Source organism: Pontibacterium sp. (assembly GCF_964228735.1).
Lineage (GTDB): Bacteria > Pseudomonadota > Gammaproteobacteria > Pseudomonadales > Balneatricaceae > Pontibacterium.
In genome coordinates, this window is record NZ_CAXRBQ010000081.1 from 16,270 (window position 1) to 29,634 (window position 13,365).

Genomic DNA, 13,365 nt, shown 5'->3' on the forward strand with positions numbered 1-13,365 from the left:
GAACCAAGATGGCAGAAGTAACAGTAAAACAACTTGCCGATGTGGTTGGTGTTTCCGTTGATCGTTTGCTGACGCAGATGCAGGAAGCGGGCATTAATGGGAAAACTGAAACCTCCGGCGTTTCAGAAAGTGAGCGTCAGTCTCTGCTGGCCTTCCTGAAACGCAGCCACGGTGAAAACGCTGAAGAGGGTGAGCCTAAGAAGATCACCCTGAAACGTAAGACCACTTCTACCCTGAAAGTGGCAGGTGCTTCAGGCAAGAAAAAAACCGTTAACGTAGAAGTGCGTAAGAAGCGTACTTACGTTAAACGCGATACGCTGGAAGATGAGCAGGTGGCGGAGCAGGAGCAGCAGGTTGCTGCAGAAGCGGCTGCGCAGGCAGAAGCTGACGCGCGCCAGGCTGAAGAAGCACGCCAGGCTGAAGAAGCTCGCTTGAAGGCGGAACAGGAAGCAAAAGCTCAGCAGGAGCAGGACGCAGCTGCGAAAGCGGCGGAAGAAGCTGAAGCCAAGCGCCGTGCAGCGGAAGAAGAAGTTCTGCGTAAACAGCAGGAAGCGGTTCGCGAAGCAGCTAAGAAAACCGAAGCTGAGCGTCAGCGCACCCGTGAACAGCGCGGTGGCGGTAGCGATGATGACCGTCGTGGCGGCAAGAAGAATGCCCGCGGTGGTGATAAGCGTGGTGGCGACAAAGGTGGTCAGAACCGTCGTGGCGGCAAGATTAGCCGTAACAAAAACGCACGCGGTGGTGCAGCGCGTTCTGGCGGTAAGCCAAATGCACACGGCTTTACCGAACCTACGACCACTAAGGTAATGGAAGTCACCATCCCTGAGAGCCTGACCGTTGCAGACCTGGCGAAGAAGATGAACGTCAAGGCTGCAGAAGTGATCAAGGTGATGTTCAAGATGGGTGCGATGGCAACCATCAACCAGGTGATCGATCAGGATACCGCTGTACTGGTGGTTGAAGAGATGGGTCACACGCCGAAGCCAATGCAGGAAAATGCAGTGGAAGAGGCGCTGATGGAGAGCATCCAGCAGGCACAGGGTGAGCAGGAAGGCCGTGCACCGGTTGTTACCGTAATGGGTCATGTAGACCACGGTAAAACCTCCTTGCTTGACTACATCCGTGCAACCCGCGTTGCTGCAGGCGAATCCGGTGGTATTACCCAGCACATCGGTGCATACCACGTAGAAACTGACAATGGCATGGTGACCTTCCTGGATACACCGGGACACGCAGCGTTTACCGCAATGCGTGCACGTGGTGCCAAGCTGACCGATATCGTTATCCTGGTAGTAGCTGCGGATGACGGTGTAATGCCACAGACTGAAGAGGCGGTTCAGCACGCGAAAGCGGCAGGCGTACCTCTGGTGGTAGCGGTTAACAAGATCGATAAAGAAGAAGCTGATCCGGATCGTGTGAAAAACGAACTGGCACAGCGCGACGTTATCCCGGAAGAGTGGGGTGGCGACGTAATGTTCGTGAACGTATCGGCTAAATCTGGTCAGGGCATCGACGAGTTGATCGAAGCGGTACTGCTGCAGGCGGAAGTACTGGAACTGACTGCATCTCCGGCTGCGCCGGCACAGGGTGTGGTAGTTGAATCCCGTCTGGATAAAGGACGTGGTCCGGTTGCAACCCTGCTGGTACAGAACGGTACCCTGCGTAAGGGTGACATCGTTCTGGCAGGTCTGCACTACGGTCGTGTTCGTGCGATGCTGGATGAGAACGGTAAGCCGATTGATGAAGCAGGTCCGGCGATCCCGGTTGAGATCCTGGGTCTTGACGGTACTCCAGATGCCGGTGACGAGTTCACCATGGTAACCAGCGAGAAGAAAGCACGTGAAGTTGCACTGTTCCGTCAGGGCAAATACCGTGAAGTTAAGCTGGCACGCCAGCAGGCATCCAAGCTGGAGAACCTGTTCGCGAACATGCAGGCTGGCGATGTGAAGTCTCTGAACATCGTCCTGAAAGCCGACGTACGTGGTTCCCTGGAAGCCCTGTCCAACGCGCTGGAAGATCTGTCCACCGACGAAGTAAAAGTGAACATCGTATCCAGCGGTGTGGGTGGTATCGCGGAAACCGATGCCAACCTGGCGGTGGCGTCTTCTGCACTGATCATCGGCTTTAACGTACGTGCGGATGCACAGGCGAAAACCGTGGTTGAGCGTGAAGGTATCGAACTGCGTTACTACAGCGTAATCTACGACATCATCGATGACGTGAAACAGGCGATGGGCGGTCTGCTCTCTCCTGAGTACCGTGAAGAGATCGTGGGTATTGCTGAAGTACGTGACGTATTTAAGGCACCTAAGATCGGTCTGGTCGCAGGCTGTATGGTGACCGAGGGTACCGTTTACCGTAACAAGCGTATCCGTGTACTGCGTGACAACGTGGTTATCTATGAAGGCGAGCTGGAATCCCTGCGTCGCTTCAAGGATGCCGTGGGTGAAGTCCGTCAGGGCATGGAGTGTGGTATCGGCGTGAAGAACTACAATGACGTTAAAGTCGGCGACCAGATCGAGGTCTTCGACACCGTCGAAGTTCAGCGTACGCTGTAATTAAGTATCACAGGAAAATATGGCTCGAGAATTTAGTCGTACACAACGGATCGCGGACCAGGTACAGCGTGACCTGGCCCAGCTGATCCAGTTTGAAATCAAAGATCCTCGTATGGGTATGGTGACCATCAGCCACGTTAAGATCGCCAAAGATCTTGGCTACGCCGATGTTTACGTGACCGTACTGCCCCTGGGGGATCAGGATGAAGCAACCGCGATCAAGGAATCCCTGGCAGTGTTGAACAACGCTGCGGGCTTCCTGCGTGGTGAGCTGGCGCGTGGCATCAAGCTGCGCGTTATGCCTGCGCTGCGTTTTCACTTCGATGAAACCGTTGAGCGCGGACGTCATCTGCACGGCCTGATCGAAAGTGCCGTGCGTCTGGAAAATTCCAAAGATCAGGACGAGGAGTAACTCGTGGCGCGAAGACGTAATCGTGGTCGCGCGATCGATGGGATCTTTCTGCTCAACAAGCCTGCAGGTATGTCCTCCAATGCAGCGTTGCAGCGCGTAAAGCGCATCTACGGTGCAGCGAAAGCGGGACATACCGGCGCGCTTGATCCTCTGGCAACCGGTATGTTGCCGATCTGTCTGGGAGAAGCGACTAAGTTTTCCCACTACCTGTTGGATTCCGATAAGCGTTACATCACTACAGCCAAGCTGGGTATCCGTACCGATTCCAGTGATGCTGACGGTGAGGTCGTTGCGACCGCGCCAGTGGGTGACGATGTTACCGAGGAACGTATTCAGGCGCTGTTGGAGGAAAACTTCAGCGGTGAGATCGAGCAGGTGCCATCCATGTTCTCGGCACTGAAGTTCAACGGCCAGCCGCTCTACAAGCTGGCACGTCAAGGTATTCAGGTCGAGGTTAAACCACGCCAGGTCACGATCCATGAGATCAAAATGACCGGTTTCCGTGGTGACGAGGTGGATCTGGAGGTGCACTGTTCCAAGGGCACCTATATCCGCTCCATTGTCGAAGATCTGGGTTTGATGCTGGGTTGTGGGGCGCACGTACAGATGCTGCATCGCCTCGATGCCGGCCCTTACAAATCGCCGGATATGTTCACCATGGAACAGCTGGAATCTCTGGCTGAACCACGCGCTGGCGACGAGGAGATAAAAAGCATACAAGCCCGATTGGATCAGGTATTATTACCGCCTTGGACAGCCTTGGTGGGCGCGCCTGAACTGGCGCTCACGCCCGAGCAGTCTGAACGGATCAGCCATGGTCAGCGTATCCGGCTGACAGAGGCTGAACCGGCAGCGGAAGTATTGCTGTTTAACGACGACAAATCCCGTTTTCTGGGGATTGCCGAGATCGACGCAGAGGGCATTTTACGGCCTAAACGTCTGATCGCTTCGGAACAGTAGAGAACGCGCTTACACTACAGATATTGCTGATTGGCAGCTTGCTGCGGGTCGGCAGTTGTGGCGTTGTACTGGAAATATGCTCGGTACATCGTTTCTTTTAATCAGAACGACTGACGTCGTTTGCATATTGAATTTGGAGATAACATCATGGCACTGAGTGCAGAAAAGAAAGCGGCAATCGTTGCAGATTTCGCTCGCGGCGAAGGCGACACTGGTTCCCCAGAAGTTCAGGTAGCACTGCTGTCTGCTAACATCGAAGGTCTGCAGGGTCACTTCAAAGCGAACAAACACGACCACCACTCCCGTCGTGGTCTGATCCGTATGGTAAACCAGCGTCGTAAACTGCTGGACTACCTGAAGAAGAAAGATGCTGATCGCTACCTTGAGCTGATCAAGCGTTTGGGTCTGCGTCGCTAAGATGTTTCTCTGGGGCCATACATTGTATGGCCCCAGTCTTATCAGCCCAATGGAAGGGTTGATCGAGGTCTGGCACCAGGGGATTCCATTCATCCGGCCCGTACTCAATTGTGTTTTTTGGTACCGTTTGTCGATATAGACAGTACCAACACAAGAGCACAACTGAGTACTGGCTCTTTTGACGGCATGATGGGTCTCAGGTACAGGCTTACCCGGCAGGGATGCAGATGAATATTTTCAAAAATGTAAGCACTGAGGAATAAAGATCGTGCAAGCAATTACTAAGACTTTCCAGTTCGGTCAGCACGAAGTGACCCTGGAAACAGGCCGTGTCGCTCGTCAGGCAACCGGTTCTGTTGTTGTAACTATGGGTGGTGTTCAGGTTCTGTGTACCGTTGTGGGTGCTAAGAGCGCGAAAGAGGGCCAGGACTTCTTCCCGCTGTCTGTTCACTACCAGGAAAAATACTACGCTGTAGGCCGTATCCCAGGTGGTTTCTTCAAGCGTGAAGCGCGTCCTTCCGAGAAGGAAACGCTGACTTCCCGTCTGATCGACCGTCCGATCCGTCCACTGTTCCCGAAAGGCTTCATGAACGAAGTACAGGTTGTTTGTACTGTGATGTCTGCGGATAAAGTGAACGATCCGGATATCGCAGCAATGATCGGTACTTCCGCGGCACTGGCTATCTCCGGTATCCCATTCCAGGGTCCTATCGGTGCAGCCCGCGTTGGTTTCACTGAAGACGAAGGTTACCTGCTGAACCCAACTTACGAAGCGCTGGCTTCCTCTGAGCTGGATATGGTTGTTGCGGGTACCAAAGACGCAGTTCTGATGGTTGAGTCCGAAGCACAGGAACTGACCGAAGACGAAATGCTGGGTGCTGTACTGTTTGCGCACCAGGAAATGCAGGTTGTTATCGATGCTGTTAACGAGTTGGCAGCAGAAGCGGGTAAACCGACTTGGGATTGGCAGCCAGCTGAGAAGAACGAAGCCCTGATCGCGCAGGTGACTGCAGCGGTAGGTGCGGGTATCGAAGAAGCGTACCAGGTTGCTGACAAAATGCAGCGTCAGGACGCACTGAAAGCACTGCGTGAAAAAGCAGTTGCAGAAGTGGCGGGTGACGAAGACGGTCAGCCATCTGCGAAAGAAGTTGAAGGTGTTGTTAGCGCCCTGGAGAAAGCCACTGTACGTGGTCGTATCCTGGATGGCGCTCCGCGTATCGATGGTCGTGACAACAAGACTGTACGTGGTATCAACGTAGACATCGACGTACTGCAGGGTACCCACGGTTCCGCTCTGTTCACCCGTGGTGAAACTCAGGCGATTGCGACTTGTACTCTGGGTACCAGCCGTGACCAGCAGATCATCGATGCGATCGAAGGCGAGCGTAAAGATGCATTCATGCTGCACTACAACTTCCCTCCATACTCTGTAGGTGAGTGTGGTCGTATGATGGGTGCGGGTCGTCGTGAGATCGGTCACGGTCGTCTGGCGCGTCGTGGTGTGGCAGCGGTTCTGCCTTCTCAGGACGAATTCCCATACACCATCCGTATCGTTTCCGAGATCACTGAATCCAACGGTTCCAGCTCCATGGCTTCCGTATGTGGTGCTTCCCTGTCCATGATGGACGCAGGTGTTCCGCTGAAAGCACCGGTTGCTGGTATCGCAATGGGTCTGGTGAAAGAAGACGAGCGATTTGCTGTCCTGACCGACATCCTGGGTGACGAAGACCACCTGGGTGACATGGACTTCAAAGTGGCGGGTACCGAATCCGGTGTAACTGCACTGCAGATGGACATCAAGATCACCGGTATCACCGAAGAGATCATGGAGATCGCTCTGGAGCAGGCTTACCACGCACGTAAGCACATCTTGGGTGAGATGGCGAAAGTTATCGGTTACGCACGTCCTGAACTGCCGGACAACGCACCAGCGATGACTCAGCTGAAAATCAACCCTGAGAAGATCCGTGATCTGATCGGTAAAGGTGGTGCGACTATCCGTGCCCTGACCGAAGAGACCGGCGCGATGATCGACATCGACGACGACGGTACCGTACGCATCTACGCAGATAACAAGCAGAACGCAAAAGACGCGATCGACCGCGTAACTGCGATCACTGCTGAAGCAGAAGTCGGTAAAGTCTACGAAGGTAAGGTTGTTCGTATCGAAGACTTCGGTGCATTCGTAAACATCCTGCCGGGTAAAGACGGCCTGGTTCACATCTCTCAGGTTGCTGACAAGCGTATCGACAAGGTTTCCGACTACGTGAAACTGGATGACATTGTGAAGGTTAAAGTCCTGGATGTTGACCAGCGTGGTCGTATCAAGCTGTCCATGCGTGACCTGGAAGCGGATGATGCAGTTAGCTAAGCACTGACTGTCTGATCTAAAAAAGCCTCGCTATTTGCGGGGCTTTTTTGTGCCTGTAATTTATTACGGAGTGGTGTTCCGGTCAGCGGGAGTCAGTCAGGAATTGAGCAATAAAAAGCCCCGCGAATGCGGGGCTTGCTGTTTACTGGTCCTGATCCCGATCTTCGGGAATCTCAGCCGGTGGTGGAGGTGTCGGCTGGTTTGCTTCGCGATGCACACAGTAGATACGGAAGCCGTACACGGTGATCAGTACGCTGATCAGACTGAAGATGATGCTGGTCGCCACTGGCAGGAATGCGCTGCCCTCATCGGAAGCCAGAGACATCTGAATTGCGAAGTTAGGCCCGTTGATACAAACGAACAGGATGACCAAACCGTTGAGCAGGATCCAGAAGTAATCGCCGGTGCGGCGCCAGCTTTCGGCGATCGATTCGAATACGCCTTTACCTTCAATCACGCAGATGTAGTCAGCGAAGGCCAGGCGGGCAAGGATAAACAGGCCCGGAATGATGAAGAAGGAAAGGCCGCTGATAATAAAGAAACCAACAAACAGGTAAACCAGTAGCAGTGATGACCAGCGGCTCAGGCCTTTAACAATTGCCTGGCCCGCTGTCAGGGGTTGGTTGTACACCACCGAATTCAGGTAGTAGATCGTTGCGGCGCCATAGATCGGCATCAGCGTCAGGTTCAGCAGGGCGGAGGCCGCTTGATTCATGGCTGCACCCTCTTCGGACGGTGTACCGCTGATCATCATGGCAAAAAAACCTTCCAAAAGCAGGAAAGGCAGCTGAATCCGCATGATCATCATGAAATGACTGCGGAAGAAGTAGAGAGACTGACGGATGTACTCGAATGGCAGTTCTGGCATCAGGATTACAACTCTGCGGTGGATCGGTTAACACTTACAGCATAGAGCACAAGCGGTGCTCGCGAAGGCGTAAGGGTAACCGTATTGCAGCGTTTGGAACACCTTTTAATTGCAAAATCGCCTAATTTGACGTGCTCAACCGGGTCTTGAGGGTATTGCCGTGCTGGTCGACGATCAGGGTGCTGGCACACTCGCCGCAGCGGTACTGGCGACTGTCCGGAAAACGCAGTTTGGTAAAAAATGAGCGCCTTACGCGTAGCAGGGCGTGGGACTCACAATCGGGGTGGGGGCACTGCAACTGTCTCATCTCAACATTCCACTCAGATCCATGTTTGAATGTGCTTTTTTTGTGCGATTGCACAAAAACTATACAGTAAATTAAAACGCTTGTTCTGTCGACTGCTGTTTTATTACTGTTCAGTTATCGCTGGTTTGAGGAGAGAGGGAGGAGCGGGCTGGCTACCCTCGGTCAGGATAGCCAGTGTGGCACAGCAATAGTTGCTGCAAGTTACATACGGTGGGTCAGGCGGGTCAGCTTGAAGTTGCTGTTGGAGGCGATCACTTCCACCTGATGGAACAGGTCATGTGCCTTACGTTCCAGAGGAATATGCAGGTTGGTCACGAAGCAGGCCACACCCCGGGTGCTGAGGCGGTCATGGGCCGCCTGCAGGAAGCGGTCGGTGAGATCGCCTTCCACCCCGAAGCCGGCATGGAACGGTGGATTGCAGAGAATCAGGTCGAATTTTCTGCTGATGCCGTCGGCACAGTCGGCGGTGACCACTTTGCCGTTGACCGGGTAGCGGTCGAAGTTACGTTCACAAGCAGCGATAGCGGCGGCGTTGTTGTCCGTGGCGGTGATCGGGATATCCAGATGGCTGACGTTCAGGGACAGGTAGCCGTAACCACAGCCCAGGTCCAGGATGTTGCGCGGTGGCTCCGGCATGGTCATCAGGAAGGCGTCCAGGTATTCGATCAGGTAGGCGCTGCCCTTATCGATTTTGTTCCAACCGTAAACACCGGGTTTGCTCCAGTATTCGAAGTTCTGGTCTTTGGCTTCCGGGCGCAGAGTGGTGTACTGCTTGTCGTCCAGTGGTTTGCTGCCGGGCTCTTCAGGACAGGTCAGTTCGGCCAGCCAGACATCGCCACTGGCTTTCTGCGCATCACAGGCGCCGGCAAACAGCTTCCTGGCCTTGTCGATATAGGTCTTGATCCCTTCACCCTTGTCGCCAGCCAGCAGCAGGCGGCCACCCGGTTTCAGGATGCGCTGGGCCTGATTGATCACGTGATGCACCACCGGCTTCTCTTTGGAAACCCGGTAGATCAGGCAGTCGATGCTGTTATCTGCAAACTCGCTAAAATCAAAATCGCTGAAGCGGGCGTTCCAGTCGTGCTGCTTGAGCAGGGTGAACAGATCGTAGCGGTTGGCGATCACCGTCACCGCCGGATTTGTCACCAGACGAGTACCGATCAGGTTTTCGTCCGCGACCCACAGGGTTTTGTCGCTTGCTCGCTGGAGAGAAGGGAGCAACAGCTCAAAAGCAGTATCAGCCATAGATGCTGTTAACCTCCTCTTCGGTCAGGTCGCGGTATTCACCCGGTTCCAGAAACTCATCCAGCACAATACCGCCGACCTGAGCGCGGTGCAGGCTTTCCACCTTGTTGCCGATTGCGGCAAACATCCGCTTTACCTGGTGGTAACGGCCCTCGGTGAGAGTAACCTGCGCTTCGTAGTCGCTGATGATCTCCAGCTTGGCAGGTTTGGTGCGGAACGGTTCGTTGTGCAGCATCAGTCCTTTCTCGAACTTTTCGATTGCGTCCTGTGGTATCGGATCGGCGGTTTCTACATGGTAGATCTTGCCGGTCTTATGTTTGGGGGAAGTAACCCGGTGTGCCCATTTGCCGTCGGTGGTGATCAGCACCAGACCGGTGGTATCCACGTCCAGGCGGCCACAGATGATCATCTCATCGGCGCGCGGCAGGTCCAGCAGGCTGAGCACGGTTGGGTGGGTTGCATCATCGTTGGAGCAGACACAGCCTTCCGGCTTATACAGCATCAGGTATTGCTCGCCCGGTGCCTCCAGGGGCATACCGTCGAGGCAGATATAGTCTTCGTCGCTGATATGCATTGCCGGATCACGGGCCTCTTCGCCATTCACGGTGATCTCTCCGGCCCGCATCATCTTGCGGACATCTTTACGGGAAAAGCCGGAGCTTTGGGCGAGGAATTTATCGAGGCGCATAGTGATCCAATGGTCATCAGGAGTGGTAAAAGCCCTACATTATACCTGAATGAAACTGACACTTGATTAGGCTACTATAGCCCCCTGCAAAATTTAGCCGTGGAAATACTGTGAAACTCTTCGTTGATAACCTGACCAATATCGATTTTTCCTACCTGCACCCACAGCGTGGCTTGCTGGGAGAGTCCTGGCTGGTTCAGCTGGTGCTGGACGGCAGTCTGAACGAGCAGGGGATGATCTGCGATTTTGGCATTGTGAAGAAAGCAGTAAAGCAGTGGTTTGATACTTATATCGACCATGCGCTGGTCGTGCCGACCGGTATGCCACGCCTGAGCCATCATAACGATGACGGTTACACCGTTGTGGATTGGCTCTATGCTGACGGCCGCAGTTTTCACTGTCGTTCCCCTCAGCAGGCGATCGCCTTGGTGGGCGTGCCTGAGATCACCCCACATACGCTGGCGGACTGGTGCACCGAGAAACTGCTGGAGCTGTTCCCGGAAGAGGTCAAAGGCCTCAGTGTCAGCTTCAAGCCGGAACATATCGACGGTGTGTTCTACCACTACAGCCATGGTCTGCAGCAGCATGACGGTAACTGTCAGCGCATCGCCCACGGTCACCGCTCCACCCTGGAGATCTACATCGATGACCAGCGCAGCGAAGCACTTGAGGAAGAGTGGGCTGAGCGCTTCCGTGATATCTACATCGGCACCCGTGACCACCTGATCGGCGATGCTGGTGACATGCATCACTATGCTTACCAAGCGCCGCAAGGTGCCTTCGAACTGAAGCTTCCTGCGGACGTGTGTTACCTGATCGATACTGAAACCACCGTCGAACTGATTGCTCGACACCTGGCGGATGAAATCAAGAAGGCCTACCCGGACAACAACGTGATGGTGAAGGCGTTCGAAGGTGTGGGCAAGGGCGCGATTGCCGAAGCCTGATCTGCTTGATCCCGCGCCGTCGATCTATAGCGACGGCTAGCAATCTGTGCAAGGATGCACTGTTATGATCGTATTTCTCAAAGAGTTCTGGCTGTTTGGTTTGAAGCAGGCATACGCATGTATGTTTGGCGGCTTCCTATTGGCTGTGATGTTGCTGACCAGCATCTGGTACCCAATAGAACTGATTCACCGATACGATTTTATCTTCCTGGCAGCGATTGTCTTTCAGCTGTTGCTGCTGGCATTCCGTTTTGAAACACCCCGTGAAGCACTGGTCATTGTGATCTTTCATATCGTGGCAACGGTGATGGAGCTGTTCAAAACGTCCGACGCTATTGGCTCGTGGGCGTATCCTGAGGAGTACATCTTTGGCATCGGCAATGTGCCGTTGTTCACCGGTTTTATGTATAGCGCGGTTGGCAGTTATATCGCCAGAATATGGCGCCTGTTCGATTTTCAGTTTTCGGTCTATCCCGCGCGGAGGCATACACTGCTGCTGGTTGCTCTGATCTACATTAATTTCTTTGCCCATCATTTTGTCTGGGATATCCGCTGGCTGTTACTGGCTGCCACATTCTGGCTGTTCTGGCCGACCCGCATCTATTTTTGTGTTACCCATACACACCGAAATATGCCGATTTTGCTGGGATGGCTACTGGTAGCGCTGTTTATCTGGATTGCAGAGAATCTGGCGACCTATGCCAATATCTGGATCTATCCGAATCAGCAGGAAACCTGGGAAATGGTACCGCTGGCCAAGCTGTCGTCCTGGTATCTGTTGATGTTACTCAGTTTCGTGTTGGTCACGCTGGTCAATAAGGTGAAGCTGCGTGAAGCTTGTGTTCCTGAGTTGGACCAAAAACTCTAGGTTTTACCTTTCTTTACAGAGCGCTTGCGCAAGTTAACGCCCTGGCCCGATAGGCTGCCAGGGTTGGATAACTCTTTTCTGCGTTGGAGCCCTGTATGCGTTTAATCACCTGTCTGTCAGCATCGTTGCTGTCGCTCACTGTAATCACCGGTTGTGCCTCTAAATCTGTGCCTGAGCCTGCGCGCAGTTTCTTCAGTGTCGACCCGGAGAATCCGACCCGTTTTGTGTATTCCCAGGAATGGGAGCAAAGCGCGCGACCGGAAAAGGGCAAGCGTGATGGCGCTGCGCCACGTAAGCGCGGGCGCAAAGACAGCTCCGGAGACCAGCGTAGCGAGATCAGCCAACAGTTTCTGGCTGCGCTGGATGAGGAGCTGGTGCAACAGAGTCTCTGCAAGCAGGGTTACCGGGTGCTGGATCTGCAGCGCCAGCCAGGGCGTATGACACTCTCCGGGCAGTGCCGCTAGCCCTTACAACCGTGCAGGCAGTGGGTATTTCACTAAACTGTCTGAATTAAATACTGTTTTCAGATCGAGGGTGGTCATGAACGAAAGCCCGGAATACATGCAGCTGTTTCTTGAGTTGTTTGTTGAGATGGAACGGCAGGGGCCGGGGGATGAACAACTGGCTCGCGCGGTGATGCAGCAGGTGTGCGCTGAAAGTGAACCTGATCAGATATTAGATATGGGCTGTGGTACTGGCACCGCCAGCCTGTTGATAAGTCACCTGTGTAACGCGCAGATTTCAGCACTGGATAATTGCCAGCTATTTTTGGATCGGTTGAATGAGAAAGTCACGAGTGGAGGCTTGAATGACCGGATCAACGTGATCAATGGCACCATGTTCGAACCGCCGTTTCCCGATCACAGTTTCGACCTGATCTGGTCGGAGGGCAGTGCTTACCTGATGGGTTTTGAACCCGCCTTGAAGCGCTGGCAGCCGTTGCTGAAAGAACGTGGATACCTGTTTGTATCTGAGATGTGCTGGTTTGCTGATCAGCGTTCAGACGAAGCGGTGGAGTACTGGCAGGCAGGTTACCCTTCAATGCTGACTGAAGCTGAGGCGATCGCCAAAGCACAAGTGCTGGGTTATCAGGTGGTGAGCAAGCAGCGTTTACCTAAAGCTGCCTGGGAGCGTTTCTATGCGGATATGCAGAATCGTATCGATCAGCTGGAAGCGAAGTATGGCGAGCAGCGGGCGTTGACCGACTGTCGCCATGAGATCGATATGTATCGTCGCTTTGGCGACGAATTTGGGTATCTGTGTTTATTGCTGCGCGTGTAAAAATTGGGTTCCCGATGCACGGGAACCCTAAACGTGCATGACAAAAAACACACCCATGCTGACCACGGTTGTGAACAGCACGTGACGTGTAAGGTAGGCCAGCGTAACCGCAAGGGCTGCGCTGATCAGATAGGGGTTGGAGATCTCCAGGGCGAGCTCTCCTTCCGGCATAAAGACAATGGGCGCAGCGATTGCGGTCAGGATCGCTGGCGCGGAGTAACTTAGGAAACGGGTGGTGCGCGGCCCCAATCGCAGCGGCAGGCGCGGTTCCAGAAACAGGTAGCGGCTCACAAACACCACAGCGGTCATCAGGATGATGGTCAGCCAGATCATGCTTCACCCTCCTGCGACTCCAGTGGTTCGCCCAGCAGATAGGCACTCGCTGTACCCGCAGCCATGCCCAGCAGGGAGGCGATCAGCAGACCGGTTTCCACCTGATACAG

At 54.1% G+C, this 13,365-nt stretch carries 14 protein-coding genes; 9 read left to right on the forward strand and 5 right to left on the reverse strand.

Annotated features, from left to right (window positions below; translation table 11 throughout):
• Positions 1 to 8 precede the first annotated feature (8 nt).
• The 5 genes from infB to pnp all read left to right on the forward strand — a co-directional run bounded on the left by infB (position 9) and on the right by pnp (position 6,718).
• Positions 9 to 2,558, forward strand: coding sequence for a translation initiation factor IF-2 (infB, locus tag ACEQ15_RS08780; protein WP_370278759.1), 2,550 nt, complete (start codon positions 9 to 11; stop codon positions 2,556 to 2,558).
• Positions 2,559 to 2,577: 19 nt separating this feature from the next.
• Positions 2,578 to 2,970: a 30S ribosome-binding factor RbfA gene (gene rbfA / locus ACEQ15_RS08785; protein WP_282354785.1), complete on the forward strand. Its 393-nt coding sequence runs from the start codon at positions 2,578 to 2,580 to the stop codon at positions 2,968 to 2,970.
• Positions 2,971 to 2,973: 3 nt separating this feature from the next.
• Positions 2,974 to 3,930 carry a tRNA pseudouridine(55) synthase TruB gene (gene truB, locus ACEQ15_RS08790; protein WP_370278760.1) on the forward strand — a complete coding sequence of 319 codons (957 nt, stop codon included), beginning with the start codon at positions 2,974 to 2,976 and terminating at the stop codon, positions 3,928 to 3,930.
• Between the two features lie 147 nt (positions 3,931 to 4,077).
• Positions 4,078 to 4,347 carry a 30S ribosomal protein S15 gene (gene rpsO / locus ACEQ15_RS08795; RefSeq protein WP_282354780.1) on the forward strand — a complete coding sequence of 90 codons (270 nt, stop codon included), beginning with the start codon at positions 4,078 to 4,080 and terminating at the stop codon, positions 4,345 to 4,347.
• A gap of 268 nt (positions 4,348 to 4,615) precedes the next feature.
• Positions 4,616 to 6,718, forward strand: coding sequence for a polyribonucleotide nucleotidyltransferase (gene pnp / locus ACEQ15_RS08800; RefSeq protein WP_370278761.1), 2,103 nt, complete (start codon positions 4,616 to 4,618; stop codon positions 6,716 to 6,718).
• A gap of 142 nt (positions 6,719 to 6,860) precedes the next feature.
• On the opposite strand, the gene ACEQ15_RS08805 is transcribed toward pnp, so the two are convergent.
• The 4 genes from ACEQ15_RS08805 to rsuA form a co-directional block, all read right to left on the reverse strand.
• Positions 6,861 to 7,586 carry a YciC family protein gene (locus ACEQ15_RS08805; protein ID WP_370278762.1) on the reverse strand — a complete coding sequence of 242 codons (726 nt, stop codon included), beginning with the start codon at positions 7,584 to 7,586 and terminating at the stop codon, positions 6,861 to 6,863.
• A 121-nt stretch (positions 7,587 to 7,707) separates the two neighbouring features.
• Positions 7,708 to 7,893: a hypothetical protein gene (locus ACEQ15_RS08810; RefSeq protein ID WP_370278763.1), complete on the reverse strand. Its 186-nt coding sequence runs from the start codon at positions 7,891 to 7,893 to the stop codon at positions 7,708 to 7,710.
• Positions 7,894 to 8,094: 201 nt separating this feature from the next.
• Positions 8,095 to 9,138 carry a methyltransferase gene (locus ACEQ15_RS08815; RefSeq protein ID WP_370278764.1) on the reverse strand — a complete coding sequence of 348 codons (1,044 nt, stop codon included), beginning with the start codon at positions 9,136 to 9,138 and terminating at the stop codon, positions 8,095 to 8,097.
• Positions 9,131 to 9,826: a 16S rRNA pseudouridine(516) synthase RsuA gene (gene rsuA / locus ACEQ15_RS08820; RefSeq protein ID WP_370278765.1), complete on the reverse strand. Its 696-nt coding sequence runs from the start codon at positions 9,824 to 9,826 to the stop codon at positions 9,131 to 9,133. Before rsuA ends, ACEQ15_RS08815 begins: the two co-directional genes overlap by 8 nt.
• Before the next feature lie 110 nt (positions 9,827 to 9,936).
• Between rsuA and ACEQ15_RS08825 the strand changes: the two genes are divergently transcribed.
• The 4 genes from ACEQ15_RS08825 to ACEQ15_RS08840 all read left to right on the forward strand — a co-directional run bounded on the left by ACEQ15_RS08825 (position 9,937) and on the right by ACEQ15_RS08840 (position 12,922).
• On the forward strand, positions 9,937 to 10,773 hold the full coding sequence (locus tag ACEQ15_RS08825; protein WP_370278766.1) for a 6-carboxytetrahydropterin synthase: 837 nt from the start codon (positions 9,937 to 9,939) through the stop codon (positions 10,771 to 10,773).
• A gap of 64 nt (positions 10,774 to 10,837) precedes the next feature.
• Positions 10,838 to 11,641, forward strand: coding sequence for a DUF817 domain-containing protein (locus ACEQ15_RS08830; RefSeq protein ID WP_370278768.1), 804 nt, complete (start codon positions 10,838 to 10,840; stop codon positions 11,639 to 11,641).
• A 95-nt stretch (positions 11,642 to 11,736) separates the two neighbouring features.
• Positions 11,737 to 12,105 (forward strand): hypothetical protein, encoded by a 369-nt coding sequence (locus tag ACEQ15_RS08835; protein WP_370278770.1) that lies wholly within the window; start codon positions 11,737 to 11,739, stop codon positions 12,103 to 12,105.
• 76 nt (positions 12,106 to 12,181) lie between these two features.
• A complete protein-coding gene (locus tag ACEQ15_RS08840; protein WP_370278771.1) occupies positions 12,182 to 12,922 on the forward strand; it encodes a class I SAM-dependent methyltransferase in 741 nt (246 codons plus the stop codon).
• A gap of 27 nt (positions 12,923 to 12,949) precedes the next feature.
• Here ACEQ15_RS08840 and ACEQ15_RS08845 read toward each other — a convergent pair whose 3' ends face one another.
• The gene (locus tag ACEQ15_RS08845) at positions 12,950 to 13,255 is read right to left on the reverse strand and encodes an AzlD domain-containing protein (RefSeq protein WP_370278772.1); all 306 of its coding nucleotides are present in this window, start codon (positions 13,253 to 13,255) and stop codon (positions 12,950 to 12,952) included.
• Positions 13,256 to 13,365 lie beyond the last annotated feature (110 nt).

Coding starts and splice junctions, on each gene's coding strand:
- infB (WP_370278759.1), top strand. CDS start 9: ATGGCAGAAGTAACAGTAAAACAACTTGCCGATGTGGTTGGTGTTTCC.
- rbfA (WP_282354785.1), top strand. CDS start 2,578: ATGGCTCGAGAATTTAGTCGTACACAACGGATCGCGGACCAGGTACAG.
- rpsO (WP_282354780.1), top strand. CDS start 4,078: ATGGCACTGAGTGCAGAAAAGAAAGCGGCAATCGTTGCAGATTTCGCT.
- ACEQ15_RS08805 (WP_370278762.1), bottom strand. CDS start 7,586: ATGCCAGAACTGCCATTCGAGTACATCCGTCAGTCTCTCTACTTCTTC.
- ACEQ15_RS08810 (WP_370278763.1), bottom strand. CDS start 7,893: ATGAGACAGTTGCAGTGCCCCCACCCCGATTGTGAGTCCCACGCCCTG.
- ACEQ15_RS08815 (WP_370278764.1), bottom strand. CDS start 9,138: ATGGCTGATACTGCTTTTGAGCTGTTGCTCCCTTCTCTCCAGCGAGCA.
- rsuA (WP_370278765.1), bottom strand. CDS start 9,826: ATGCGCCTCGATAAATTCCTCGCCCAAAGCTCCGGCTTTTCCCGTAAA.
- ACEQ15_RS08830 (WP_370278768.1), top strand. CDS start 10,838: ATGATCGTATTTCTCAAAGAGTTCTGGCTGTTTGGTTTGAAGCAGGCA.
- ACEQ15_RS08835 (WP_370278770.1), top strand. CDS start 11,737: ATGCGTTTAATCACCTGTCTGTCAGCATCGTTGCTGTCGCTCACTGTA.
- ACEQ15_RS08840 (WP_370278771.1), top strand. CDS start 12,182: ATGAACGAAAGCCCGGAATACATGCAGCTGTTTCTTGAGTTGTTTGTT.
- ACEQ15_RS08845 (WP_370278772.1), bottom strand. CDS start 13,255: ATGATCTGGCTGACCATCATCCTGATGACCGCTGTGGTGTTTGTGAGC.